This window comes from Vibrio tritonius, from assembly GCF_001547935.1.
Taxonomy (GTDB): domain Bacteria; phylum Pseudomonadota; class Gammaproteobacteria; order Enterobacterales; family Vibrionaceae; genus Vibrio; species Vibrio tritonius.
Map to the genome: position 1 here is coordinate 2,590,621 of NZ_AP014635.1, position 25,623 is coordinate 2,616,243.

23 protein-coding genes and 1 other RNA gene are annotated in these 25,623 nt (G+C 44.2%); 8 read left to right on the plus strand and 16 right to left on the minus strand.

Annotated elements, in window-relative coordinates; translation table 11 throughout:
- The first annotated feature begins 106 nt into the window (after window positions 1–106).
- Both recN and bamE read left to right on the plus strand, forming a co-directional pair.
- Window positions 107–1,768 (plus strand): DNA repair protein RecN, encoded by a 1,662-nt coding sequence (gene recN, locus JCM16456_RS11485; protein WP_068714453.1) that lies wholly within the window; start codon window positions 107–109, stop codon window positions 1,766–1,768.
- Between the two features lie 218 nt (window positions 1,769–1,986).
- Window positions 1,987–2,346 (plus strand): outer membrane protein assembly factor BamE, encoded by a 360-nt coding sequence (gene bamE, locus JCM16456_RS11490; RefSeq protein WP_068714455.1) that lies wholly within the window; start codon window positions 1,987–1,989, stop codon window positions 2,344–2,346.
- Between the two features lie 36 nt (window positions 2,347–2,382).
- On the opposite strand, the gene JCM16456_RS11495 is transcribed toward bamE, so the two are convergent.
- Window positions 2,383–2,682, minus strand: a complete 300-nt coding sequence (locus tag JCM16456_RS11495) for an RnfH family protein (RefSeq protein WP_068714456.1) — start codon at window positions 2,680–2,682, stop codon at window positions 2,383–2,385.
- Window positions 2,682–3,113, minus strand: coding sequence for an SRPBCC family protein (locus JCM16456_RS11500; RefSeq protein WP_068714459.1), 432 nt, complete (start codon window positions 3,111–3,113; stop codon window positions 2,682–2,684). Before JCM16456_RS11500 ends, JCM16456_RS11495 begins: the two co-directional genes overlap by 1 nt.
- Before the next feature lie 340 nt (window positions 3,114–3,453).
- On the opposite strand from JCM16456_RS11500, the gene smpB reads away from it, so the two are divergent.
- The 3 genes from smpB (at window position 3,454) to JCM16456_RS11515 (ending at window position 5,846) form a co-directional block, all read left to right on the plus strand.
- Window positions 3,454–3,939, plus strand: a complete 486-nt coding sequence (gene smpB, locus JCM16456_RS11505; protein ID WP_068714461.1) for an SsrA-binding protein SmpB — start codon at window positions 3,454–3,456, stop codon at window positions 3,937–3,939.
- A 67-nt stretch (window positions 3,940–4,006) separates the two neighbouring features.
- Window positions 4,007–4,372, plus strand: a transfer-messenger RNA (tmRNA) gene (gene ssrA, locus JCM16456_RS11510).
- A gap of 190 nt (window positions 4,373–4,562) precedes the next feature.
- Window positions 4,563–5,846 carry an integrase domain-containing protein gene (locus JCM16456_RS11515; protein ID WP_068714464.1) on the plus strand — a complete coding sequence of 428 codons (1,284 nt, stop codon included), beginning with the start codon at window positions 4,563–4,565 and terminating at the stop codon, window positions 5,844–5,846.
- 47 nt (window positions 5,847–5,893) lie between these two features.
- On the opposite strand, the gene JCM16456_RS24045 is transcribed toward JCM16456_RS11515, so the two are convergent.
- From JCM16456_RS24045 to JCM16456_RS11535, 8 genes are all read right to left on the minus strand, one after another.
- Window positions 5,894–6,058 carry a hypothetical protein gene (locus tag JCM16456_RS24045; protein WP_169795768.1) on the minus strand — a complete coding sequence of 55 codons (165 nt, stop codon included), beginning with the start codon at window positions 6,056–6,058 and terminating at the stop codon, window positions 5,894–5,896.
- A 10-nt stretch (window positions 6,059–6,068) separates the two neighbouring features.
- The gene (locus tag JCM16456_RS11520; protein WP_331710501.1) at window positions 6,069–6,569 is read right to left on the minus strand and encodes a zeta toxin family protein; all 501 of its coding nucleotides are present in this window, start codon (window positions 6,567–6,569) and stop codon (window positions 6,069–6,071) included.
- A complete protein-coding gene (locus JCM16456_RS24335; protein ID WP_197655204.1) occupies window positions 6,451–6,783 on the minus strand; it encodes a zeta toxin family protein in 333 nt (110 codons plus the stop codon). Before JCM16456_RS24335 ends, JCM16456_RS11520 begins: the two co-directional genes overlap by 119 nt.
- A gap of 20 nt (window positions 6,784–6,803) precedes the next feature.
- A complete protein-coding gene (locus tag JCM16456_RS24410) occupies window positions 6,804–6,989 on the minus strand; it encodes a YgjP-like metallopeptidase domain-containing protein (RefSeq protein WP_082712286.1) in 186 nt (61 codons plus the stop codon).
- The gene (locus tag JCM16456_RS24005) at window positions 6,913–7,077 is read right to left on the minus strand and encodes a hypothetical protein (RefSeq protein ID WP_162266519.1); all 165 of its coding nucleotides are present in this window, start codon (window positions 7,075–7,077) and stop codon (window positions 6,913–6,915) included. The genes JCM16456_RS24410 and JCM16456_RS24005 overlap by 77 nt, the downstream gene beginning before the upstream one ends.
- 32 nt (window positions 7,078–7,109) lie before the next feature.
- Complete coding sequence (locus tag JCM16456_RS11525; protein WP_231894404.1) at window positions 7,110–8,366, minus strand: type II toxin-antitoxin system HipA family toxin; 1,257 nt, start codon at window positions 8,364–8,366, stop codon at window positions 7,110–7,112.
- Window positions 8,363–8,686: a helix-turn-helix domain-containing protein gene (locus JCM16456_RS11530; RefSeq protein ID WP_068714467.1), complete on the minus strand. Its 324-nt coding sequence runs from the start codon at window positions 8,684–8,686 to the stop codon at window positions 8,363–8,365. The genes JCM16456_RS11525 and JCM16456_RS11530 overlap by 4 nt, the downstream gene beginning before the upstream one ends.
- 216 nt (window positions 8,687–8,902) lie before the next feature.
- Window positions 8,903–11,023 (minus strand): TonB-dependent siderophore receptor, encoded by a 2,121-nt coding sequence (locus JCM16456_RS11535; RefSeq protein WP_082712287.1) that lies wholly within the window; start codon window positions 11,021–11,023, stop codon window positions 8,903–8,905.
- 581 nt (window positions 11,024–11,604) lie between these two features.
- Here JCM16456_RS11535 and JCM16456_RS11540 point away from each other — a divergent pair.
- The 3 genes from JCM16456_RS11540 to JCM16456_RS11550 all read left to right on the plus strand — a co-directional run bounded on the left by JCM16456_RS11540 (window position 11,605) and on the right by JCM16456_RS11550 (window position 16,978).
- On the plus strand, window positions 11,605–12,489 hold the full coding sequence (locus JCM16456_RS11540) for a LysR family transcriptional regulator (protein ID WP_068714469.1): 885 nt from the start codon (window positions 11,605–11,607) through the stop codon (window positions 12,487–12,489).
- Between the two features lie 238 nt (window positions 12,490–12,727).
- On the plus strand, window positions 12,728–14,608 hold the full coding sequence (gene gss, locus JCM16456_RS11545; RefSeq protein ID WP_068714471.1) for a bifunctional glutathionylspermidine amidase/synthase: 1,881 nt from the start codon (window positions 12,728–12,730) through the stop codon (window positions 14,606–14,608).
- 363 nt (window positions 14,609–14,971) lie between these two features.
- Entirely contained in the window at window positions 14,972–16,978 is a 2,007-nt protein-coding gene (locus JCM16456_RS11550; RefSeq protein WP_068714473.1) for a methyl-accepting chemotaxis protein, read from the plus strand.
- A gap of 114 nt (window positions 16,979–17,092) precedes the next feature.
- On the opposite strand, the gene JCM16456_RS11555 is transcribed toward JCM16456_RS11550, so the two are convergent.
- From JCM16456_RS11555 to JCM16456_RS11580, 6 genes are read right to left on the minus strand one after another with little or no spacing between them, the layout of a single operon-like run.
- Window positions 17,093–17,869 (minus strand): DUF6933 domain-containing protein, encoded by a 777-nt coding sequence (locus JCM16456_RS11555; RefSeq protein ID WP_068714474.1) that lies wholly within the window; start codon window positions 17,867–17,869, stop codon window positions 17,093–17,095.
- A gap of 6 nt (window positions 17,870–17,875) precedes the next feature.
- Window positions 17,876–19,036 (minus strand): hypothetical protein, encoded by a 1,161-nt coding sequence (locus JCM16456_RS11560; protein WP_068714479.1) that lies wholly within the window; start codon window positions 19,034–19,036, stop codon window positions 17,876–17,878.
- Between the two features lie 50 nt (window positions 19,037–19,086).
- On the minus strand, window positions 19,087–19,944 hold the full coding sequence (locus tag JCM16456_RS11565) for a DUF7281 domain-containing protein (RefSeq protein WP_068714481.1): 858 nt from the start codon (window positions 19,942–19,944) through the stop codon (window positions 19,087–19,089).
- 12 nt (window positions 19,945–19,956) lie between these two features.
- Entirely contained in the window at window positions 19,957–21,201 is a 1,245-nt protein-coding gene (locus JCM16456_RS11570; RefSeq protein ID WP_068714483.1) for a hypothetical protein, read from the minus strand.
- Window positions 21,201–21,827, minus strand: a complete 627-nt coding sequence (locus tag JCM16456_RS11575; protein WP_068714485.1) for a condensin complex protein MksE — start codon at window positions 21,825–21,827, stop codon at window positions 21,201–21,203. The genes JCM16456_RS11570 and JCM16456_RS11575 overlap by 1 nt, the downstream gene beginning before the upstream one ends.
- Complete coding sequence (locus JCM16456_RS11580) at window positions 21,820–25,518, minus strand: ATP-binding protein (protein WP_068714487.1); 3,699 nt, start codon at window positions 25,516–25,518, stop codon at window positions 21,820–21,822. The genes JCM16456_RS11575 and JCM16456_RS11580 overlap by 8 nt, the downstream gene beginning before the upstream one ends.
- Window positions 25,519–25,623: the final 105 nt, after the last annotated feature.

Below are 25,623 nucleotides of genomic sequence, written 5' to 3' on the forward strand. Positions count from 1 at the left end.
TTTTCTAAGAACAATGAAATTATTCACCTGATCATCTTTACTGTATAAAGAAACAGTATATACTGTTTTCTTATACAGTATTGTTCAACTATACAGGTGCAATAAAATGCTGGCTCATCTCAGTGTCAATAACTTCGCTATCGTGAAATCTTTGCAATTAGAACTCGCTTCCGGAATGACCACTATTACCGGTGAGACAGGTGCAGGCAAATCTATCGCAATCGATGCTTTAAGTTTATGTCTTGGCGGCCGAGCGGAAGCCAGCATTGTAAGACAAGGTGAATCCAAAACCGAAGTCTGCGCCACCTTTATTCTCGATAACAACGTCAACGCAACCCGCTGGCTGGAAGACAACGAACTTCTTGATGGCAAAGATTGTATTTTACGTCGCATCATCACCAAAGAAGGCCGTTCCCGCGCGTTTATCAACGGTAGCCCAGTTCCTCTATCCCAATTAAAATCATTAGGACAGTTACTGATTAACATCCATGGTCAACATGCTCATCAACAACTGATGAAAAATGAATATCAACTGACCATGCTAGATCAGTACGCCGGGCATACCGAATTATTAAAGAAAACGCGTTTGGCTTACCAAGACTGGCGTCAGGCTAATAATCAATTAAAACAACTCAAAGAAAACAGCCAAAACAATTTGGCTCAACTTCAGTTACTCGAATATCAAATAAAAGAACTGAATGAACTTGCCATTGCCGAAGATGAATTTGGTGAATTGGAGCAAGAGTACAAACGCTTATCTAACAGTGGCGACCTTGCGATTAACTGTCAAAAGGCCATAGAGCTCATTTACGAAGGTGAAGAGGTCAATGCCTTAAGCATTCTTCAATCGGCCAGTAGCACCCTTGTAGAGCTCGCAGAATTAGACAACTCATTATCTACGCTGCCCAATATGGTTTCTGAAGCGATGATTCAGCTAGAAGAAGCCAATAGTGAACTCAGAAACTACCTCGATAGTATCGATGTTGATCCTGAGCGCATGGCGTTTGTTGAAGAGCGTTACTCACGCATTATGTCGCTTTCTCGTAAGCACCATGTTCTTCCAGAAGAACTTTACCAACATCATCAAGACCTACTGAGCCAAATCGCCCAGCTCGATTGCTCAGATGAAAAAATGGCAGAGTACGAACAAGATGTCGCGGCAAAATATCAAGCTCTTGTAACTCGAGCAGAAAAGCTGCACAAGTCTCGCTCTCGCTATGCCAAAGAATTAGATAAACTGATTTCACAAAGTATGCACGAACTGAGTATGGAACATGCTCAATTCCGTATCGAAGTGAACTCACAAGAGCACCCATCACCACTAGGATTTGACGCAGTGACTTTCTTGGTCTCAACAAACCCAGGTCAGCCACTACAACCGATCGCAAAAGTGGCTTCAGGTGGCGAACTCTCACGTATGTCACTAGCAATACAAGTGATTACCGCACAGAAAGTAGATACCCCTAGCCTAATCTTTGATGAAGTGGATGTCGGTATCTCTGGCCCTACCGCTGCGGTTGTTGGCAAAATGCTGCGCAAACTGGGCGAATCAACCCAAGTGCTGTGTGTCACTCACTTACCTCAAGTCGCTGGCTATGGCCACAACCAGATGTTTGTTGCTAAACAAACCAAAGCAGGCAAAACCGAAACACAAATGGTTAAATTGAACCAAGAGCAGCGTATCGCTGAATTGGCTCGCCTACTAGGTGGTAGTGAAATTACGCCAACAACCCTTGCCAACGCAAAAGAGTTACTCGTTGCTGCTTAATCATGAATGTACAAACAGGTACTGCAATCCATGCAGTACCTGATAACCTTCTGATATACCCCACGTAATCGAAAAATTTTCTTCTATCTTTGCAACCAAATTCAAAATTCGCAGTCATATAAAGCTCAGGAAGTGAACGAAGTTTTTACTTCTGCCTCGAGCTTGTTTATTATCAGCCAAGTTTTTGAGTCCATCACAAAAGTACAGAATTTTAAAATATGCAGTTTAGCAAGTGGCTTATCGCCCTCCCTCTAGCACTCAGTGCTCTGACAGGCTGTTCCGTTGTAGAGCGTTTGGTTTACCGAATCGACATCAACCAAGGAAACTACATTGAGCAACGTGAAGTTGACCAACTGAAATTTGGCATGTCAAAAGAACAAGTACGCTATGTACTAGGATCACCAATGCTCGTAGAAAACGGCTATCCAAATACGTGGTACTACATTTATTCTCACACCCCAGGTCATGATGAAACTATCCAAAAAGATTTGGTGGTTAACTTCAATGATTCAGACAAGCTCGTGAAAATCTCTGGTGATTACAAACCGGGATCGAACTTCTTTGAAGGTGTGAACTAAACTGCATCAAAAAAGCTCGCCTAGGCGAGCTTTTTGCTATTTTTGTTTTGCTTGTTCAGCACGCTTACGGCGAATCTCTTTCGGGTCGGCAACGAGAGGTCGGTAAATTTCAATTCGGTCATGATCGCGAACTGTTGCGTCTAATTTCACGTTGCGCGAATAAACACCAACCTTGTTCGCTTTCAAATCTATCTCAGGATACATTTCCAAAAGACCGGATTTTTGAATGATCTCTTCAACGGTCAAATCGCTCTTAACCACCAGCTTAACCACTCTTTGTTCATGAGGAAGTGCGTAAACCACTTCAACATGAATCATGCCGCTTTCATTTTCCATTATCGATACACCTGTTTCGCACGTTCAGTAAATGCGTTCACCATATTATTAGTCAACTCATTAAAAACTTTACCAAACACCATCTCAATCATTTTGCTAGAAAACTCAAATTCCAACTTTAGTTCGACTTTACATGCCTGCTCATCGAGCGGAGTAAAATACCAACCGCCACGCAAGGTTTTAAATGGGCCATCCACTAACTCCATTAAAATCGCCTCGCCCGGACGCAGATCATTTCGAGTCACGAACGTCTTCTTGATGCCCGCTTTTGCAACATCGACAGACGCAACCATTTTGTCATCGGTAGACTCAATCACCTGTGACCCTGAACAACCAGGTAAAAACTCTGGATAACGAGCCACATCATTGACCAGATGAAACATCTGCTCTGCACTAAACGACACTAACGCAGAACGACTCACTTGATTCATCTTCACTCCTCATTGTTTTCCGAGACAATCTAGCGCAGCGATTGTACTGGCATCAGCACATCAGCTCAAGCTTCCCGCCCCCCTAGATTAATAGATTCAAACCGCTCCCTTGAAAACAACAAAAACAACCCCATTTATCAAGTTGTAAACACGCGAATGTGCGCTTAGCACGCTTAAGGTATTAACGACTTGCCACCACGTAACGTCACAGTTAAGCTGCACGCTTTATTACCTACACAACCCAAAGAAATTGCGCTATAAACGCTATTTTTGAAGGTTATAAGGGTATATAAAGAAAAGCATTTTCATCATATTAACTAACCCGTATAATGCGCCCACTATGGCAAAGAAAAAATCTAAAGATAAAGCGGGTAGTAACACTATCGCGCTAAACAAAAAAGCTCGTCATGAATATTTCATTGAAGATGAAATTGAAGCAGGACTTGAGCTACAAGGCTGGGAAGTAAAAGCACTTCGCCAAGGCAAAGCAAATATCGCAGAAAGCTATGTTTACATGCGTGACGGAGAAGCGTTTGTATCTGGAATGAGCATCGTTCCATTACAACAAGCCTCTACCCACGTTGTAGCAAATCCAACTCGCGTTCGTAAGCTTTTGCTATCGCGTCGTGAATTGGACAACCTATTTGGACGAATTAACCGCGAAGGTATGACGTTAACTGCGTTATCGCTCTACTGGTCGCGTTCTTGGGTAAAACTGAAAATCGGTGTTGCCAAAGGTAAAAAAATGCATGACAAACGCGATACTTTGAAAGAACAAGATTGGCAGCGCCAAAAAGCGCGCATCATGAAAAGTAACTTGCGTTAATTGTAACCACTTGAACTTAGAGAGCTAGACAGATGAAAACAATCTGTTACTATGCACTCACAACCTTGGGGCTGATTTAGGATTCGACGGGAATTTTGAAGTCCGAGGTGCATGCCGAGGTGCGGTAGGCCTCGTTAACAAACCGCAAAAAAATAGTCGCAAACGACGAAAACTACGCACTAGCAGCTTAATAACCTGCTCAGAGCCCTTCTGCCCTAGCCTCCGCTTGTAGGACGGGGAGTTCAGAAGGTCAAAAACAATCAAGCTGGCGTGGATTCCCCCACCTGAGGGATGAAGCGTAAGATACAATTCAGGTTAGCCATTCGTTCGCGTGTCGGTTCGCAGGCGGTGGTGAAATTAAAGATCGACTAAGCATGTAGTACCAGAGATGAATGATTTTCGGACGCGGGTTCAACTCCCGCCAGCTCCACCAATCGATTGGAAGGCCGCTAACTCAATGAGTTAGCGGCCTTTTTGTTTTCTTATCAGTAAGACAAATTTGCTGACTTACAGGTATTTGTTCTTCGAGCAGTAGCTATAATTTTATGTATTCCAGGTTATATCCCAAAACTTTTGCAATGAAATTTTGGAATACAACGAAGCGCTAGAATACTGTGACTACTATGCCGAAAGCCGCTACTCCTCTTACCCAAACTCAAATCAAAAACGCCAAACCTAAAGAGAAAGACAACAACCTTTCAGACGGTTTTGGTCTTCAACTACGAGTACGCAGTAACGGTACTAAGCACTGGAACTATCAATACAGCCATCCCTTCACGAAAAAGCGTGTGAATATTGGTTTGGGTACTCTCGATAAGGTCAGTTTAAAACTGGCAAGGGAATTGGCGCGAAAATATCGTGAGTTAGTTGCACAAGGTATTGATCCCAAAGATGCGCGTGAACAAGAGCAACTATCCATTCAAGCGCTTTATCAAAACACGTTTTACACCATTGCGAAACGTTGGATGGAAATTAAACGAGACAGTGTCACTCCCGATTATGCCAAAGATCTTTGGCGTTCTTTGGAACTGCATATCTTTCCTTCTCTAGGAAATACACCTATCTATGCGCTCACAGCACCTAATGTCATCAAAATTCTACGTCCTATCGAAGCCAAAGGCAGCTTAGAAACCGTTAAGCGTCTAACTCAAAGACTCAATGAAGTAATGACTTACGCCGTCAACTGTGGGTTGGTTCAAGCCAACCCACTCTCCGGCATTAAAGAAGTTTTCAAAAAGCCAAAAAAAGAAAACATGGCCGCTCTCGCTCCAGCAGAATTGCCAGAGCTGATGCAAGCCATCGCTACCGCCAGTATCAAGCGCACTACACGTTGTTTAATTGAATGGCAGCTTCATACCATGACACGCCCTAACGAGGCGTCAAGTGCTCGCTGGGAGGAAATAGACCTAGAAACCAAGATATGGACTATTCCACCAGAACGAATGAAAAAAAGAAGAGAGCATCGCATTCCACTGACAGAACAAATGCTGGCTTTACTGGAAGTCATGAAACCGATTAGCGGACATCGAGAATATGTTTTCCCATCGGACCGTGATCCTAAAAAGCCATGCAATAGCCAAACCGCCAATATGGCTTTAAAACGTATGGGCTTTGCTGGGCGATTAGTCAGCCACGGCTTGCGCTCATTAGCCAGTACCACGCTCAATGAACAAGGATTCGAACGAGATTTGGTTGAAGCCGCATTAGCGCACGTTGATGACAACCAGGTACGTAGTGCTTATAACCGAACTGACTACCTAGAGCGTCGTATTCCCATGATGTGCTGGTGGAGCGAGCATATTGAAAAGGCTTCTCAAGGAAGCTTATTGAACACAACCACTCGAAACCTGAGAGCTATTGGATTAGTTCGGGGTGATGATATATATGTGAGATTATTTAAACTCTAGAAACAACAAAGCCGCTATTAAGCGGCTTTGTTAAATGATGTTTGATTTTAACGACAAACGCGCTGATCAGCTTTTGCAATCATTTCTTGCTGTTCTTTGATCGTTTCTTTTACCACTTTATCGAAGAGTTTACGTTTCTCGCTTGATGAAGCATGACGAATAAAATCAGAGAAAGGTGTGGATTTAACCTTTTCACGTTTAGTACCGATCATCCTTTCCTCCTTATGATTGTTGTAATCCGACGATGGTTTCTAAAGATTGGCGATTGTACTTTTTGCGTAACAATGCGTCAATGTCAGTCACATTAAAATGAGGTCTTTCGTTCTTTCCGTCAATATTTTTTTCAATGAACATAATATCGATATCAGAACCAAATATTTTCTTCAATTCACTAACCACTTGTTGTGATTGCATAAATTGAGTCACAAACACTTCTTCTGGAACTCTTCGCCCTTCAACTTTCTCTCGTGCTTTCACCAAGCGCCATGCTTGCTCAGGCTCCTGATAGACAAAGATAATTTGCACAAACCTTCCACGCTTTAAAGAACGTTCGATATTGACCTTTGCTTTTTCAAAGCTAGACAATGTTGAATCCAAGATAAAGCTAACGTCTTTGTGTAACGCACGCTCGTGAATCGCTTCTACCAGAAGAAGTAGCAGCTCTTTGGAACAATGGTGAATTATCACCATGATAATCAGCGAACTCTTTGCGAAGCTCATCATTTTCGATATGAACTAGCGACATACCACTTTGAGTTTTAAACATACTCAAAATATTACGCGCTGTTTCAGTTTTTCCAGCTCCAGGAGAACCCGCCATAAAAACAGAAACCGCAGACTCTTCCTGAGGCAAATAGTCCACCATCCTTTTAGCCAGAGCCTTTTTCATTTTTTTAGCTTCAGAAATTGCCTTATCGATAACCTCTTGATCATTCATTGCGTGTATCCCATGACAAATTACTGGTTAGCTCTCGGCATAAATCGATCCATAAGATGTTTGAACCGGTCATTATGGTGACGTTCCAGTAAATGGACCATCTCATGAACTAAAATATACTCCACACATTCAGGCGTTTTTTTTTGCCAACGCGGAATTGAGCCAAAGATGATGGGCTTTAATAAGGGCCATGACATTTTCGACATCTACCCTATGGCTAGCCATTTCTTCACTAATCGTATAAGCAATTTCACGTTCTTTGAAACGCTCTCCCACCCAATAATCATTTTTCAATTTTAGTTACTCATTAGTATTTTCTATAATTTCTAAACTGAAAAGTCCGAATGTAGCGATTGCCAATGATGCTTTAATGCTAATTTCTGCTCAGCATCCATTGGAAGAGCTTGTAAAAGTTCAAGCCAGTTTTTTCTTGCTAAGTTCATAACGTCATTCAGGTGCGGCTTAATTGCAACCCACGGTGCTCCAGCTTTCTCTGCCCACACTTCAAAGTGTTTCATGGTGATTTCAGACCATTGTTTGGTTTCAGCCATATTGAGCGCTAGGCTGTCATGTTCAATATAGGGCACGGTAAACACCACGTCATAGAGAGGAGCCAAACGAGGGGATATCTGATCATGATAAATCAAGGTCCAATTTTTAAGATGAGCATCACCGTTACCCAGTAGAACACTAATCAACAATCGTCTCGCCATTTGTTGGATGTCTTTCAATCGCTCTGAGCTTGATTGATACAGTACTCTACCTAGTTGCTCATAATTCACCCGTTGATATTTATCCGAAGGATAAAGGCCAAAAACTTGCGCAAAATCTTCTGTATGAATGCGTCCTTTATCGCTACGGTCAAATCGCTTGATGCCATAGGCATACTGCTCATCAGGTAACTTGATACTTGGCAATCCAGCCAATTCGCTAAGTTCAATTAGTCGAACTTCTGGAATATTGGCTCCTGCTGCTTCGGCCAACTTCATGCAGGTATATTCGTTAACGGGTACACCTTTGTGGATTGTCGAGGGCGTTTTTATAATCCACATATCCTCAGAGATTTCCTGATCGATGTGGTAACGGCCATCTAAATGAGACGATGAAAATTTCATCTGTACACCAGCTAATGAAAACTTGGTATCGGCATGCTTAACATCAATTTGTTGAGGCTCTGTCGACAACCGTTGCTCCAATGCCCAAGCTGGCATATCACCTACTTTTATTGGGTGAGCAATAACGGCTCCAGGTAAGTTAGAGCCCAAATAGGCAAGGATTGAAAACTCATTATTGGTATGACATCGAAGCGCTTGAGCTGTCACTTCCCTTAACGCCCCTTCAGGCAGTAGATTCGACAGGACAGGTGGAATCTTATCTGTTCTAATTTGTGGTTTGCTTAAATAGTTAGGATCAAGCAACTGCCTCAAAGTAAAAACTGGCCGCTGGTGATCTGACATAGCGGTAAAATTAGGGTTAAAGGTGAGAATGTTTTTACCACCAGCATAATGAGCAACAACCGCAACATCGATGCCATGCAGTTGAATATTAAGACCTTCAACCTTTTCTATCTGCTTACTCATCATCTGTCCTCAGAGCCAAACCAAAAACCGAGGTCATCAGTATCATCTTGTAACTCATCACTTTGAGATGCTTGGATCTGATCTTGAAAAACACCTTCAACTGAAGCGCAACGTTCTCTTTTCCCTTTAGGCGCGATCGTAAGTTCCAGATCCAGTCCTTCTAGCACTCTAAGCAAAGTTGATAACTTGATGTCGCTCCCCGCTTCAATACGCTGATATTGTTGCTGCTTCATGCCAATTCGCATATACATGTCTTTTTGCTCGATACCGAGTTTTTTACGTTGCTCAACCAGCAGTGCTGCAATTTCATCGATATTCTTCATTATTAACCTCAAACAACTAAAAAGTTGTGTCAATAGTTAAAAACAACACTCTAGTTGTAAAATAGTCCAATTACAACTTTTAAGTTGTACCGGCACAAAAATACAACTCAGGAGTTGTACAATACCTTCCATACAACACTTGAGTTGTATCCACACCAACAAAAAAGCCGCTTGCGCGGCTTTTGTCATGTCAGTTTCTACGATTGTCTCGTGTACTTACCAGTCATACTTCAACGTAGCGTTAAATGAACGGCCTGGGTTGTAGTAATCCGATGTACCAGAGCCAACAACATACTGTTTGTCGGTCAAGTTATGTACGTTAAGCGAGAACTTGGTCGCTTTGTTGATTTGGTATGAGAACGCAGCGTCGAACAAGGTGACAGCTTCACTCTTCGATGTGTTGTCAGTATCGAAATAGTAACTACCGATGTAACGAGCACCTAAACCTACATCCATGGTTTTGATTGGTAGCGTATAGTAACCCCAAAGCGAAGCAGTGTGGTTTGGTGTTGCAACAAACTCATTACCTTCAATTGATGAACCATCGCTTAAGCTGCCGCGGATAACTTTTGATTTCATGTAAGAGTAACCGCCGGTTACGTTGAAATCTTCTGCTACTTCCGCTTTCATCTCTAGGTCAATACCGCGTACGCGAGTTTCACCCATGGTTTCTTTCTCAATCGTACCGTTGTCTTGCACAACCGCCATGGTCACGTCTTTTTTCTTCAGGTCATAAATGGCTGCAGAAAATAGCGCGTTAATCTCTTGTGGTGCGTATTTCACACCCAGTTCAATCTGATTACCACGTTCAGGTTTCACACCAATCGTTGGTGGAGCGACAGATTCCACTTGGCTAATGTAAGTTGACCACTCTTGCGATACCTTGTAAGTCAACGCCGCACGCAGTGAAGTTTCTGAGAAATCATCTTTGCTTAGGGTATTGTCAATGTCACGACTGGAGAGATCCATAAAGTCATGGCGCACACCTACGGTTAAGATGTAACGGCTATCAAGCGATAGGTTTTGTTGCAAGAAGATAGACTTAGTGATCGAATCTAAATCCGTATCGCTGTAAGGAGCACCAATCGTTGGAGCGCCGCTGTACGTCGGATTATCGATATTGATGCTGCTTGCCGAACCATAATAATCCACCTCATGAGTCGATGAATTACGATATTCCAAACCAATTAGCGAGCTGCTATCGATACGGTCGAAACTCGCATCGTATTGCAAAATAGTGTTACCAATGATCTGGGTAGAATCCGTGTCTGTACCAAAATAGTAACGAGAAATATCGCTGCCAGTTCGGCCTTCGTAGTCATACAAATAGATATAACCGAAATCATCACGTAAATGGCTATAACGTAAATTACCGCTTAACTTCATACCGTTATCAAAATAGTGAGAAATTTGCGCTGTCACGTTCGCACGATCAACATTGTGTTTGTTGTAATCAGGCTCGCCAAAAAAGTCGCTGCGATCGTACTCTTTGTCGAGAGGATAACCACCGCTGTTTGGTGTTGAATCACGACCAAGGTAATCGACAATTAATGTCGCTGTAGTATCAAGCGATGGTTGCCATGATAGCCCCGCCATCACAAACTGAGAGTTATCTTTAGAGTGATCGTATTCTAAATCACTGTCTTTAATTTTAGTGGTAAGACGATAAGCGACCGTTTGTTCATCATCGATTGTATCGCCAAAATCAAGCCCCATCTCTTTATGGTCAAACGAACCATAAGAGACATAACTTGACCCGAAGCGTTCAAACTTAGGACGTTTACTCACAAAGTTCACTGAACCACCAGGGTCAGCTGGACCAAACAAGGTAGAGTTCGCGCCGCGAATCACTTCCACACGTTCAAAAGCATACGGATCTTCACGCACGCTGCGCATTGAACCTAGCGTCATGCCATCACGATACGTCGTTGCTTCATAACCACGGATTTTGAAGTAATCGTTACGATCATCAGAACCATAGTAATCGGTCAGTAAACCAGGAGAATATTGAAGAATCTCTTCGGTCGTGGCAACGTCACGTTGATCCATCTCTTTTTGAGTAATAACAGAAACGGACGCTGGAGTGTCGAGAACATTGGTGGCCACTTTACCACCCACCCATAATTCTTTAGGTACGGTAGTTTGTGAATCGTCGGATAAAGCTTGACCGTAAACCGAAATAGTATTGATACGGCCGACTTCTTTATCATCGCTATTATTTTGATCTTGAGAATACGCAACCCCTGAATAAGCTAATACAGGGAAACAACACAAAAGCAAATGTCTTGGGTTATAACGTGTTTTACGTGAACACGTACCACTTTTCATACCGCCCATAATAAAAATCCTACGCTGGAAAATTTTAATATTTTTAATTTTTAAATTAATGAGATACCCAATTTCCGCCATAACTTTTGCAGAGAATAAAGCACGATATTTACGTGCTTTATTGATTATTTCGTGCTCTCATGTAATAAGTTAATTTCATATAAAACTACGAATCACAAACTCACACTCCGACAAAATTCGGACGCAATACCGTATTTACGGTATGATCAGGCACAACTCATCCGTCCAAGATATTGGCGTTTAATCAAATTCCAAACAGGCTTTGTTTCTCTGCTAAAGCATGGTCGTTATCGACAAGTGGCATGGGTGATTTAAGCAATGGGCTAAAACTCAAGATAAAGAGGCCGTTACTTTATCTGAATAGCGACTTTGCTTAGTACATAGAAATTCGAGAGCTGCCTTTAGCATTGACACAACAAAGTCAACACAGGCAACTCCTGCTATCCACTCGCAATAACCGATAAGACCATTGGGTTGGTTTTCTCAATTGCGAAATGATAATGCTTTTTATTTGTAATCAATGAAATTGATATATAGTTATCAACCGATGCCGATTTAGAAGTGAAACGATGGAACTACGTCATCTCAAATATTTTCTGGCTGTTGCCGAAACACAAAACATCCGCTCAGCGGCAAAAAAGGTTCACGTAACCCAACCAGCTATTTCTAGAAAAATCAAAGAATTGGAAGATGAACTAGGCGTGCAACTATTTGACCGATTGCCTAAAGGCCTTTCGTTGAACAAAGCAGGAAAAGTGTATCAAAAGCATCTTGGTGCAGTGTTGCGTCAAATAGAAGATGCCAACGCCAAAGTGCGTCAGTTTGCGAAAACCGAATATGGCTCACTCGCCCTTGGCGCACCAGACTTTATTTTGTGGCAAGGTGAAGTCACAGAACAAATTAATCACTTTCGTCAGGCCAATGCACAAGTCGAGTTGGAAGTTTTTTCCGACTCTCCAGTCGTATTACTAAAGCGATTAGAATTAGGTCAAATTGATGGGACTTTTATCTATTTTCATTCACAGCTATCTGAAGAATATGAAACCCACTTGATCAGCAAAGACAAGCTGGTACTCGCTTACCCTGCGAGTTGGGAACAGGAAATTTCGCCAACGATAACCATCGATGAACTTAATCAGCTCCCCGCGATTCGCTTACCCCAAAGCGCCGATCCATTCTATTTTGATTGGCAAGAAGCTCTTTTCCAACAACTGGGTTGGGCACCAAAAACTGTGCAATGGGCGCATGGTGAAAACACCATGCTTGGGCTAGTCGCCGCGGGCTATGGCGTCGCTATCGTGAACGAAAGACATTTTTCGCGCCATTCCGAGCAAGTGCGCTACACACAATTAGACATATTACCGCAACAAGCGTCACTCCATTTTGTCTGTAAAGAAACATCCGATAACCCTGCACTTGCCACATTTCTAAAACTACTAAATAACACATATTAAGCTTAGAAATTCAATCAACGCACTGTCATCCCTGCTTCTACTCGACGCACATGACAGTGCCGAGAACAACTCATTTTGTATGTTTAGATTTTAGCGCCCTCCCCCATAACTAAACTGATTTAATGAGTTAAAAATAAGCCAAAACTTTTCGTTGAGAGTCCTTCCCCTATAAAACAGCAGAGTTATAATGCGACTAATTGCATTTACCAGTCAGTTTTCTATAACTAAGGAATTTGCTTTGCACAAATTACAGTTTCCCCCCGAGTCTTTCGGCACTGTACTCGGCCACGCTCCTGGGGGCGTTGCTATCTTCTCCAGCGATTATAACAGTGCAGATCCAACCGAATTTCACCATCGCTCGGATTACCGTAGCTACATCGGTAATGAATACATGGGCCATAAATGGCAATGTGTTGAATTTGCTCGCCGCTGGCTTTATCTCAACCGAGGCCTTGTTTTTACCGATGTACCAATGGCTTACGATATTTTCTCCCTACGCCATCTACGCCGCGTTGAAGACGACGCCCTCTTACCTCTACAAGCCTTTAAAAATGGGACCCAGAAAAAGCCTGAAGTTGGCGCGCTGCTGATATGGTCTGCGTATGGCGAATTTGATGTCACTGGCCACGTTGCCGTCATCACTGAAGTATTGGACGACAAAGTTCGTATCGCAGAGCAAAACCGCGAACATTGCAAACTACCGACTGGCCAGCAGTGGTGTCGCGAGCTGACCTTAGAACAATCGCCAAACGGTACTTACCACATTGTTGAAGATTGGAGTAAAGCACGCGTGTTAGGTTGGATGATTCAAACCGACGACACAGAACATGCCGAACCAACTCACTGGTCAAATCCGGCACTATTTGATCTAAACTCACGTCTAGTTGAAGATAAAGGCCAGTTCAGCAAGCCTTGGCTTGATCATAGCGAACCACTGCAACAAACCTTCTCCCAAGCGATGGGCGGTGATTTCCTTACCGAATCTCCCCAAGAGCAATTGCGTTACTTCCGCCTGTCAGAAACCGCTGAACGTGAACTGATTCGCGCGACTAATGAGTTGCACTTAATGTACCTGCATGCCACAGAGCAAGTGCTGCGCAACGATGAACTGCTTACCCATTTCAATATTCCTAAAGTGCTTTGGCCTCGCCTACGCCGCTCTTGGCAAAATCGCCGCCACCAAATGATTAATGGCCGTTTCGACTTTTGCCTCACTCACAAAGGCCTCAAGGTCTACGAATACAATGCCGATTCCGCTTCATGTCATACCGAAGCTGGAGTGATTCAAGGATTATGGGCAAAACAAGCAGGTTGTGAAGAGGGTAACGATGCGGGCGAAGATTTACTTTCCGCCTTGGTGGAAACATGGCGTCATAGTGATGCAAAAGGCACAGTGCATATATTGCAAGATGATGATAAAGAAGAAAATTATCACGCACTTTTTATGCAAAATGCCATCACCCAAGCTGGCATTCGTAGCAAGATTATCCGCGGACTTGACCAACTGCACTGGAATGACGCCGGTGAAGTGGTCGATAAAGATAACGAAGTGATCACCTATGTATGGAAAACATGGGCATGGGAAACCGCACTCGATCAAATTCGCCACGAATGCGAGGATGATGACCGCGCGCCACCGATTCGCACTGGCGAACCTAACTCTCCAGTACGTTTGGTTGATTTGCTGCTGCGTCCAACCGTACAAGTTTACGAGCCACTTTGGACACTCATACCCAGCAACAAAGCGATTTTGCCCGTGCTTTGGGATCTTTTTCCAGACCACCGCTACCTGCTCGACTGCTCGTTCGACCTGACCGACGAACTCAAACAACGTGGATACGTCATCAAGCCGATTGCCGGACGCTGTGGCGACAACATACTCTTGGTTGATAAACATCAACAACAATTAGGACAAACAGAGGGACGTTTTGCTCACCAAAACAATATCTATCAAGAGTTATGGCGGTTACCTCAAATCGATGGCTATCGTGTACAAGTATGCACATTTGCAGTTAGTGGTAGTTACGGTGGGAGCTGTTTGAGAGTTGATAGCTCTTTGATCATCACAACCGACAGTGATGTACTGCCCTTACGCATTGTTCCAGATAACACGTTGTAATCCATTAGAATTTTTTATTGGATTATCAGCGAATCGGTCTCAAAACAATTACCGCTTTGAGGCCGTTTTTTATTTCAAGAATTAGTCCCCCAATGATCTCAAGATACAAAACTCAGTGCTTCATCAACGGGCAAAGGACGAGTTGTATTGGCTGAAACAGCACTTGAGGTTACTTGGATAACAGACCATTCAAAACATTAGAATAACCCTATTCTTCACACATCCTCAAAATGAAACTGATTGATATTTGCGCAGTAGCATAGCGATTACTACACTAAAATCGTGCAGGAAATAATCACAAAAAGCTGCAATTATTGATTCATTCAAGAGGTTGGCATGAGAGTTCATTCAATAAGATTAAAGATGATGCTCCCCATCATCCTACTAGCAGTATTAGTGCTCGCAATATTTGTCTTTATGCAAGTCATAACCAAAATAGAAGCAAGTGCTATGGAAAAACAAACCAAGTCCTATTTTGAGGCGATTGCTGTGGTACTTAATGCGGACCGAGACATCTATCAAGCTCGGTTGGCGCAAGCCGAACTGCTGTCAAATTTTGGAGACAAGGTTCAACAACTACAAGATTTCCATGAAAACACCCAACAAGTGTATGACCGTTTTCAAAGCTATCGAAAATACTTAGCCGATGAACCAGAATTGGTCGAACCGTTTAGTAACTTCGATAAACTTTATGATGATTGGATCCAATCGAGTAAAAACATCTCATCAATTTATACCGCGAATAAAGTCATCAATGACCGATTAACCGCCATAGATAAAGACTTTTATGTTCTACGCAACCTTACAGACCAAGCCGAAGAGAAATTGCGAGTTCATGCATCAAACTGGAACGATGACAATATTAATCGTGAACAGCTAAAACGCTATTTAGATGCCTTAGCCGAAGTACTGAACGCGGATAGGGATCTGTATCAAGCGCGTTTAGCTCAACAAAAAATGATTAGCGGTATTGGCGATGCAGAAAAGAACCGCAGCGAATTTGAAGAGAATGCACTTCAGGCGATTAACCGTTTTCAAGCTTACCGAACTTTAATGTCGTCTGAACCTGAATATGTTACCCCATATGCAAAATTCGATAATCTCTTCGCAACTTGGTTCAAAGAAAGTTCAGCATTACTAGATTCAGACGAACTGAAAACCTCCGTTAGCGAAAACAACTTATTAGCAGCCACTGACGTAAAATTCGAAAAGATTCGTGACGTACTGGATAGAGCCGGCGAAGCGGTTAGAGAACATGGCTTACTCATGGAACAAAAAACCGTCGAGGAAATCAAAAGTTATCAACAAGCCGCAATTGTTATGGTAATCATAGGTTTTATCATCGCTTTCTTGATTGGCTACTTTATTCCCAAACGCATCACGCAAAACGTCAACAATATCTCTCAACGTATTCATGAGATCTCACAAGGCGATGGGGATTTAACCGCTCGTATTAACTCAACAGCTAAAGACGAGCTGGGTGATTTAGCCCACGAATTCGATGCATTTGTCGGCAATTTACAGTCAATTATGCAAGTCATCCAGGAAAAGAGTGCCGCACTCGGTGATTCAACCCATCAACTTGAAGCGGTGGCAAACTCCGTTAGCAACATTACTCAAAATTTAGTTGAATCGAGTGATTCTATTGTGAGTGCGGCAAGTGAAATGTCGATGGCGAACGAGCAAATGGCCGATGTCGCATCCAATACCTCCGGCGAATCGACTAAAGCCGCCGACCATATTGATCGCGGTCGCGGCGTAGTTCGTGATTCTCACTCGAGTATCGATTCTCTGGTGGATAACATCGATATCACCATGACCAAAGCCGAAGAGCTAGAAAAGAACTCGGAAGCGATATCCTCAGTATTGGAAGTCATTCGTGGCATTGCCGAACAAACTAACTTGCTGGCGCTCAACGCCGCCATTGAAGCCGCTCGCGCAGGCGAATTTGGTCGTGGCTTTGCGGTGGTAGCCGATGAAGTGCGGAAACTGGCTACTCAAACCGGTGAAAGTACCAATCAAATTGAGCAGATGATCAGTCAACTGACCGCCAGTGTGTCCGATGCGTTTGCTGCTATTAAACTCAGTAAAAATAACGCCACCAGCGCAGTCAGTAACTTTGATAACGTGATTCAAGTATTTGATGCGCTTAATAGCTCGTTTAACTCCGTACGTGATCTTTCAGAGCAAACAGCATTAGCCACGCAAGAGCAGTCGAGCGTGTCGAATGAAATCAACAAGAACCTGATTTCAATGAAAGACCAAACCGATGGTGTTGACCGAGCTTCTCAAGAGATTCGCCAGCAGTTCAACCACCTCAACAACGTGTATTTAGAGCTGAATGGGCAAGTATCTAAGTTCAGAGTATAAGTATCGTTAAGGTAAACACGACATACAGCGTTAATCTAAAGGCTACGACATTGCTCGTAGCCTTTTTGTTCTATCTTGATAACAATTTAAAGAAAATCGAACCGACCTAACCCATCATTTTCTTATCGCTTTAAATTTAAATAAGTCGACTACGTTATCGGGTATCTCGTCGGGAATATGTTGTTCATTCAATGGCGTGTCTTCAATTTCTTCACTATCGAATCGGCCAAAAGACATGCGACGCATTGCCGCAAACTGATCTCGGATTGCGGCGATACGTGTAGTATCTACATGACCATATTGAGTCATCCAATCAATAAACATCTCTTCTTCAGGGAAAAAAGAATCTTTCTTCTGTTTTGTTCCACGCAATTGATTGTTGCTCCAGCTATCAAAACTCGCCCCTTCTTCCTCATTATTGGGCAAACAACCAATGTCATAGGCCTGATTTTCAAGATGCCAAAAAACATCATTAATATGAGCCGTAACACTTCGATCACTGCGCTGATGAAATTGAAAATCACTATGTTGATGTAAGAACGACTCCAGCATCAAATGAAGTTGATCTTCAGTACCAAAACCAAATTCTTCATCCACTAAGCTCATATTGTTAAACAGGCGCTCTAGTACCATTGGCACGAACGTTTGCCAATCCCCTTTTTTAATATCAGAAAAAACCATCGCATAACGGGTCGGCACATGCATCACCACTAATGCATTTTTACGCAGAATATTTTTGACATGCACCACCCACTGATTTTGAGGATGTAGAGCATCGCCCTCATCAAACACGCTCTCGGTTGTCGGCTTTTGAATAGGAGACTGTTTCTTCCCTTGGCGAGTCACAGTAAAAAAATCAGCCGCGGCTTTGGTACAGTTAAAAATCAACATGGTAAATCACTTATCAAGGTTAACGAGTTTAGTCGTCAGTGGATCAAGCCTTAAAATTAAAGCTCTACGTTTTTGGTTAAGCGTAACAAATTGTCGATAACGAACAACGAAATCGTCTAACATTTGTTTGAGTTGGTAAGCATCGTAAAGTTCGTTCAGCGTTTTCGAAGCATTATTGTAACCACTGGCGCAGGTTCGACTTGTTTGTGTTGCAACCAATTTCCAGTGTTTTTCTCGATCGTCATACACGCCACTTAAATGCTTTTCCCTTTTCGCTCTGTCTCTCTGCGCTTGTAATTCTTCAGCTCTAACACGCTCTTGCTCCAACTCACGCTGTGCAAGTTCGATATAACTCAACAAATTATCAGCACTCACATAATGCTCGTAGGTAGGTTGTTGCGGTTCACTCGTCGAACATAGATAGGTTTGAGCTTGGCTAAACGATAAGTGTCCTTGATCAAACAGCTCACCTAACAAGGTATTTTTATCTTGGTCGGAGAGCGTTGCCAACCACGATTCCTTAGTGCTTTTAGGCTGCTGGCTCGGCATGTCAGATGGATGCTGCGCAAGATATAAATCAAGCGCTCGGATAACCGAATCCCCGCTAAAAAATAGATTAGAGAAGTCGATTTGAGCTTGAGTTAACTGTTTAAAATCAAAATGGATTAACGGGATAATATTGTCTTGTTGGTACTCTCCCGTATATTCAATATCGGTAGCCCAAGCACAATAGAGCACGCGAAAATCCCCACTGAGCATTTCCAAACGCAGCGCGGTAAGTTGCTCTAAAACGTCTAATGCATCCTCATCATCCAAATAGTCCCACTGCTCTTCAATTAAAAATACGACGAGCTGCGATTGCTCATTATTATGCACTTCGCAAACCCATTCTTTTTCAATGGCGTTAATAAACGGGGCTGGAATCGTACCTGAAGGTAATGTGATATAAGCACGGCGAGTTCCCCAGTTAGCAAAATAGAAACCGACATCAAAGTGCTCAAGCATGATGGCATTCACATCACCACGAAAATCGCCATAGTTATATGTCACGCAAAATGAATCGCTGTTGATATCAGCTCTACTTGAGATAGCTCTTAACTCTTTACGCACTGATGGACTTAAAACTCTATCGACCGTTTCAAATCGATAATACTGATATTCACTCACGGCAATTAGACTCTATCTGTTCAAGTAATTAGCAAACCCAACATCATACCCTAGATTTTACTCAATTTGATTCCTTTCGCTGCCAATTGCTCCTGCATGATGGCAAGTTCATGTTCAACAATAAAATCATAAACTTTGGCAAGTTGAGAATGAGAGAACTCTGGGTTCTTGCCGTATTTTTGTACCTGTTTCACGAACGTAGCGTGCTTATTTCGCAGCGTCTGATTTTCAATAAACGTTGGAAATTCCGCATAATTAGCCGGCAAGATTGGCACTGCGCCCGTTTGTTGATACCAGCGGTCTGCCATTAAAATCCCCGCCAAATCAAAATCGAAATAACCAAAGCGAGGCGATTGAGCTTCTGGTAATTGGGACAAAAGATGTTTGAGATGGGATTGATTACGGCCATGGCCGCGATAAACGAGCAAACAGTGTTGCAAAGTTTCCGGCAGACATTGCACCCACCCAGACCACTGGGTGAGCATCGAACCATTTTCAATCACCAACACAGGCACAGTAAGATCTAGCTGCTCGGGTAACACATTGAATGACGTGTCATTTGGGGTTGTCACTTCACCTTGTTTGAGACGAATTGGCAGGTGGTGCGCACGCGCCACCGTCAGCACTTGACCAAACACATTGCCCGTGGCCCATTTTTCATCATCCACCAGCGCAGACGTGGCAATGCGCTCTTGGGGCAGCGTCAGTTGGAGCACATTGGCGTCCACTTCGAGTTGCAATAGCCGATGAATCTCATCGAGTTCTTGGTGAGTAAAGTGCATCTCTTTGCCACGTAAATGACCTAGTCCGTAGTGCTCAGAAAAATCGCGCAAAGCCTTACTGGCACTTGCCACCTGTTTACGGTGTTGCACAATCCCTTGTAAGAGAGTGAGAGTTCGTTTATCCATCTTCAGCTCGTTTTACTCAAAAGATGAACGCCGCGAAAAACGTACATCATCAATCCAGTGGTTACCTGAGTATCCAGGTAACTCTCGTTCAATTCGCTCAAAGTTCAATTGTTTAGAGAGTGCACTGCCCTGCGCTTTAAAATGGCTGACTAACGCCATCAGCCAAATATCAAATTCTACATCGGGAGCCAACACCTCATAAGCGTGCGAGCCCGTCATATCATAAGGGCCACGCGCTTGCGTTAACGCATCAAAGAAACACTCCACCGCTTGATAAACCGGATCAACAGGCTCATCTTCCCAGCTCTGCTCGTTAGCAGTGACGGGAATCACCGCGGTGTTTTTCCCGGCTCCATCATTAGAAGGACTGCGTTTGGCACACGCCTCTTGCGCGAGCGTATCTAAAAACGATGCGTACTGTTCAGAGTGTAAATCCGCAGTTGCCTCAAAACGCAGTGGCTCAACTCGCGTTAGCGCACTGGGCATATCGTCGGCCAACGACAAGTCCGGCTTGAAGGTCGGAACACGCTGATAATGGGCATACAAAGTATCAACCAGGCGATTAAGTTTGGCGCTAGCCAAATCGCGCTGCAATTTTGCTAGTACATCTCGCAGCAATGCCGATGTAGCCACCAGCTCTTTGCGGCACACGTCCATGGTCTGTTTCAACTGTTTGAGCAACAAACGGTTAAGCAGTAAATCACTGCCCGCCATTTCACTTAACTCATTGATATTGAAATCAGAGAACAGATCATTAAGTCGCTTTATCTCATTGAGTGAGCGTTCATTTTCACGAATTTTCAGCGTTAAACTGGTGATGCCACTGAACTCATTGTGCACTCGGTAAGAAAACTGCTGCACCAGCTCTAATAGCAAATCAGAGAGTTCAAACACTTGCTCATAAATCGCCGCTTCGTAGGTCTGCTGATCGACCGATTCATGATGCTGACAAGCAATGCGATACCCTTCACACGCTTCGCGCAATCCATCAAGCAAGTCGGCCACCGCACCGCTCGACAGTTTTAAGCGATAGTTTTTCGTTACATGGTGAGATAACCGCATCACCGCACTGTTAAGCTGAGTGCCAAATCCTTCGGTACGAAAAGCCAAACGATGTTTGACCAACAGCTCCGCGACTTTTAAGCCATCTTCGTCAACGGGCAAAGCGCCACTGTTTTCAAACGCCGCATCAGCAATGATCTCGCCATGCCGCTGCAAGGCACCAAAGGCACTGATTAGCGATTGCTTTCGGCTCATTAGAACATCTCTCCTTGAATGTGCGACTCTTCACTCGGCTCTTCAATCCCCGAAAAACGCAGCACAAAATCCATCTGTTCGTAGAGCAGCGACCATTTCGCCGTAGCTTGATATACCGAGCCTGTGCCCGAAATCGCGATCAGATATCCGTTATCTTTTAAATAATCGAATACCTTGCTCAATTTCACTTTCAGAGTGCTCTCTTTACGCCCAACATTGAGCTTGTGCGCCACATCGTCTAACTGAGTTTGCAGCACAGGTGAGGATTCCATTTCCGCCAGCAATTCACCCTCTTTCACAATATCGCCCGCGACAATTGGGCGATCGAGATTTTGCGCCATGCGCGCTAAACGCAACCAACTGACCAAACCGTCGAGTTTATCGCTCACCAATTCAAACTGGCGGCGAATACTCGCTTTGTGCTCTTCCGGTTGCAGATAGCCGCAGTAATAACCCAGCTCATCATTGGTGACTAACACCACGCGACCAATGCGCCGTAAGAACTGGCTCACCTCATCAAAATGCAGAGGCTGCGCCAAATATTGGGTCAACCCCGGCTGGCTGTAATGGCAAATCACCTCACCTTGCAGGAGCCGCTCAATGGTTTCCGTAAAACGATCACTCATGATCTTCTCCTTCCTCTAACAGTGGATTATGCCCAACCGCCGCTAACGCGGGACGATAACGACTCACGCCGCGCTTTTTATCCAACTCATTTTTCACCACAAAATAGCGACTGAGTGTCGGCGTTGGGTCGGGCTGAGCACAAAATAGCGCAATATTGTGTTGCTGCATTAACTCAAATAGACGCCCAATATTCGCGCCGGATAAGCGGCCAATTTCGTCCAACGGCCAGTGAATGCGTACTCGTTCATCGGGACACAAAAAGCGTGTCATGCCGCAGAACACCACAATCACCGCCAGCAACGAGATGCCGGTACTGCTCGCTCCTTTCAAATCCGCATCGGTGCGAATATGCACCGGACGACCGTTTTCTCGCATTGAGATGGTCAAATCCACCAGCGAATAGAGGTTACTGTTGATATGTGAGCGTTTCATGGTTTCCGACAGCTCTGTGAGCGCCTGAATAAACATCGAATCAGGCAACGATTGCTGTCCTTGCTCTACCCAGTTATCCCACACTTGTTTAAATGATTTGAGCAGTGGCCACATTTCAAACTCCGCCACTTTAGAGCGCAGCTGCACTTCAATATCGCTTATCGCTGGGAACGTGTGTTGGGTATAGACCTTCTCTTTAAGCATGCTCGAGACTTGATTCACTTTGCGATTGAGATGCTCTAACGTGTCGTGATATTCAGCGATTAGGTTACCAGATGAGGCGATATTGCTGATAATCGACCGCTCCGCTTGAGGAATAAACTCATTAATCAGTTGGCTAATATCATCAATCACCTCCAACTGATAAGTCGTGCTTGATGGCACATGATGCGAGCTTTGACGCCTCGTATCACTGATGTTGCGCCAAAATTCACCCATCTGAGTAGCGGCGGGTAAGCTTTGCAACTCTGCAGTAATTTCAAGAACTTGCTTACGCAGGTTCATCCGACCGGACTCACTGCGTTTGAGCAGCGTTTCACACTGGTCTTGCACATGCTGGCGATGGGTTGGCATCACCACAGGTTGGCTAACGAAATCTGTCGGTAACTCTTGCTCCAATGCGTGGATATCCGAGGCAATGTGTTCAAGACGTTTGAGTTCGTCATTGATCCCTTTTAAGGTCGTCAAATGGGTTTGCTGATCCGCACGCCATTGCTTGGTCTGATTGTCATACTCAGTTTGATGACGCGCCAATTGCTGCTCTATAGTAAACAGCGCTTGTTGCAGCGCTTGCTCGGCTTGCTGTTTGCTCGTCAGCCCCGACCACTCGGTTCTCAACCAGGCTTGATACTGATTAACCCGCTCACGGTATTGCGCCACCGCATCAACTCGCTGCTGCGCCTCTTCAACCGCTTGTTTGGCGACCATTAATACCTTTTCATCAATGCCTTTTTGCGCGCAGGCACGCTGAAACGCAGCTTCAAGGTCAGCGATGCGCTGCTCAAATTGCAACGCTGCATGAGTGATTTGCTGTTGGATATGTTTGAGCTGCTCATCGAGATCGGCGGCATCTGCACTTTGGTCACTCTCTATTTGCAGCTTTTGCGCTTGCGTGTTGGCATCCCACTCTTGACGCTCTTGTTTTGTCGTCTGCTGATACTGTTTGAGCTGAGCTTGCACTTGCTCTAATACCCGTTTTGCCTGTTCGATGCGCGCTTGTGCCGCTAACTTAGCACTCTCTTTGGCCTCTTCGGTGCGCAATTCAATTTGCTGCAACCGCTCTTGCTGTTTCTTTTGCTGCCGTTCGGCGGTGGTTCGCGTCACCATCAAGGTTTCGAGATGCTTTTTCGCTTCACGCAGTGCTTTATCAACACGTTGAATCATCTCTTTTTTGAGCTGAATCTTACCCTCAACGTCCTGCAACTGCTCTTGCAGTATGGCCTCATTGGTGGTGATGCTCGCCTCACCTAATACGGACACATCCAGCGCCAAACCAAAGACCGTTGCGCTTTCTTCGCCCCACGTAGGCTGCAAATCTTTGCGGCTGAATAATTGCGGATCAAGCACCTTAGCAATGTGCTGTTGCCAAGAACGATCAGCGTTTTTCAAAAAGGCATGCAGGGAGTTATCGGCCGGGAAAAGCTGGCGCGAGAGCGCGGTTTGCTGCTCACGTAATTTGTCCAGTTCATGGTTTTGTTGCCCAAGCAGAGCAAGCTGTTCGTCGCGCTCGTTTTTGGCATTGCTCTCGGCAAGCAGAGCTTGCTGCCATGCAGCTTGCGCCTCATTTAACGCCTGTTGAGCAGATTTACGATCTTGCTCTAAAGCCGAAATGGCTTGCTGTTCTGGCTGGGTGAAATAACCCGCCACTTGATACTGGCTCTGCTTTTCGCTCACCAAGTTATTGAGTTCCAATAACGATTCGTTGTGCTGTTCGAGGAGCGCATTGCGACCTTTTTGCCGCTCGTTAAGATAGTCGCTTATCTGTTGATGATGGCGTTTGACCAACTCACTTTGCTGTTGCAGCTTGGATTTCAGCTTCTGATCTAATTCTGCATGCTGTTTTTGGTGGCTCTGCTGCAATGACTCTTTGGCGCGCAGCATCTTGGTTTCTTCCGCAGAAACATGCTTTAACAGAGTATCGTAGTGCTGCTTGGCATCACGCAGGCTTTGTTCAAACTGCGGCAATGCCTCAATGTCATTTTGCTTTTGTTGAATCTCTTCTTGTTCCCAGCTATCGCGCTGTTCATACAGCAAATTAAGCGCTTTTACCGTGCTTTCTAAACTGCCCTCGGTATCGCTTTTTTCACTGCGTAACGCATGGCGCTGCTGCTGATAATGCTCTTCGAGCTGTTTTAACTGCTGACCAATTTGGTTAACTTGCTCTTCCAATTCCGCTTTTTGTTTAACCAACTGGCTTTGCCAGGTTTGCAATTCAGGGAAAGCAGACAGCAAAAATTGCCAATCCTCTTTTAAAGAATCGTATTCACCCACCAACTTACGTAACACGTTTTCTCGGGAACGAAACGAATCCAGCGCTTCTAAGTCACGAATTAAGCCTTGGTTTTTCGGGCTATAAGGTAATTCAGGAATCGATAGCTGATCTTCAAGAAAGCTATCGACCAACATGATCTTAAATTGCTCAAGCAAGCGATCATGTTTGAGCACTACCGAGGTTAACGCCTCCATATGCTGCATATGGGTTGTGGCATCACCAAGACAGTAACGACCCGCATCGGCAAGGGCTTTGACTCCACTACTGCCACGCCCTAAACGGCGATGATCATTTTGCAATACAGCGCGATATTCGCGCGTAGTGTCATATTGATTCGACACCTCAAAGCCGTATTGAGTGACATACTGACGCAGCAAAATACGCGCTTCAACACCCTCATCAAAATGACGCTGCATCGCTGGGCTAAACAAAGCGGCATCTGCCGAGCCTGCAATAAATCGATAAGCAAAAGTGTTGCTGTTTTTACGGTACATCACCACGCAGCAAGAGCCACTTTTACGCTCGTACTCAAACACCACCATGCTCTGATCGCGTGGCAGATAGAAATCCACAAACGACACCTTATCCGCACTTCTATCGACCAACTTTTGCGGCTCTTGCCCGTAGAAAATAGGAATAAGCGTTAACGCGGAGGTCTTGCCTGCCCCGTTATCTCCGGTGTTATTGGTTTGATCATAACAATCAATCCGAGTGCGAATGCCACGGTAATACGAGTCATGCAAAATAATGGCTTTAAGTCCAAACATGAAGAGACCTTTGAATAAACAACAAAGGTCTCATTGTACTCATCGCGCCACACAAAAAAGGGAAACACGCCAAAAATCGCAGCAGAAGTGTGATCGCGATTGCCC

What these genes read in the sequence shown, in the direction of transcription:
- recN (WP_068714453.1), top strand. Translation starts at nt 107, where the DNA reads ATGCTGGCTCATCTCAGTGTCAATAACTTCGCTATCGTGAAATCTTTG.
- bamE (WP_068714455.1), top strand. Translation starts at nt 1,987, where the DNA reads ATGCAGTTTAGCAAGTGGCTTATCGCCCTCCCTCTAGCACTCAGTGCT.
- JCM16456_RS11495 (WP_068714456.1), bottom strand. Translation starts at nt 2,682, where the DNA reads ATGGAAAATGAAAGCGGCATGATTCATGTTGAAGTGGTTTACGCACTT.
- JCM16456_RS11500 (WP_068714459.1), bottom strand. Translation starts at nt 3,113, where the DNA reads ATGAATCAAGTGAGTCGTTCTGCGTTAGTGTCGTTTAGTGCAGAGCAG.
- smpB (WP_068714461.1), top strand. Translation starts at nt 3,454, where the DNA reads ATGGCAAAGAAAAAATCTAAAGATAAAGCGGGTAGTAACACTATCGCG.
- JCM16456_RS11515 (WP_068714464.1), top strand. Translation starts at nt 4,563, where the DNA reads ATGCCGAAAGCCGCTACTCCTCTTACCCAAACTCAAATCAAAAACGCC.
- JCM16456_RS24045 (WP_169795768.1), bottom strand. Translation starts at nt 6,058, where the DNA reads ATGATCGGTACTAAACGTGAAAAGGTTAAATCCACACCTTTCTCTGAT.
- JCM16456_RS11520 (WP_331710501.1), bottom strand. Translation starts at nt 6,569, where the DNA reads ATGATGAGCTTCGCAAAGAGTTCGCTGATTATCATGGTGATAATTCAC.
- JCM16456_RS24335 (WP_197655204.1), bottom strand. Translation starts at nt 6,783, where the DNA reads ATGAATGATCAAGAGGTTATCGATAAGGCAATTTCTGAAGCTAAAAAA.
- JCM16456_RS24410 (WP_082712286.1), bottom strand. Translation starts at nt 6,989, where the DNA reads ATGTCGAAAATGTCATGGCCCTTATTAAAGCCCATCATCTTTGGCTCA.
- JCM16456_RS11525 (WP_231894404.1), bottom strand. Translation starts at nt 8,366, where the DNA reads ATGATGAGTAAGCAGATAGAAAAGGTTGAAGGTCTTAATATTCAACTG.
- JCM16456_RS11530 (WP_068714467.1), bottom strand. Translation starts at nt 8,686, where the DNA reads ATGAAGAATATCGATGAAATTGCAGCACTGCTGGTTGAGCAACGTAAA.
- JCM16456_RS11535 (WP_082712287.1), bottom strand. Translation starts at nt 11,023, where the DNA reads ATGGGCGGTATGAAAAGTGGTACGTGTTCACGTAAAACACGTTATAAC.
- JCM16456_RS11540 (WP_068714469.1), top strand. Translation starts at nt 11,605, where the DNA reads ATGGAACTACGTCATCTCAAATATTTTCTGGCTGTTGCCGAAACACAA.
- JCM16456_RS11550 (WP_068714473.1), top strand. Translation starts at nt 14,972, where the DNA reads ATGATGCTCCCCATCATCCTACTAGCAGTATTAGTGCTCGCAATATTT.
- JCM16456_RS11555 (WP_068714474.1), bottom strand. Translation starts at nt 17,869, where the DNA reads ATGTTGATTTTTAACTGTACCAAAGCCGCGGCTGATTTTTTTACTGTG.
- JCM16456_RS11565 (WP_068714481.1), bottom strand. Translation starts at nt 19,944, where the DNA reads ATGGATAAACGAACTCTCACTCTCTTACAAGGGATTGTGCAACACCGT.
- JCM16456_RS11570 (WP_068714483.1), bottom strand. Translation starts at nt 21,201, where the DNA reads ATGAGCCGAAAGCAATCGCTAATCAGTGCCTTTGGTGCCTTGCAGCGG.
- JCM16456_RS11575 (WP_068714485.1), bottom strand. Translation starts at nt 21,827, where the DNA reads ATGAGTGATCGTTTTACGGAAACCATTGAGCGGCTCCTGCAAGGTGAG.
- JCM16456_RS11580 (WP_068714487.1), bottom strand. Translation starts at nt 25,518, where the DNA reads ATGTTTGGACTTAAAGCCATTATTTTGCATGACTCGTATTACCGTGGC.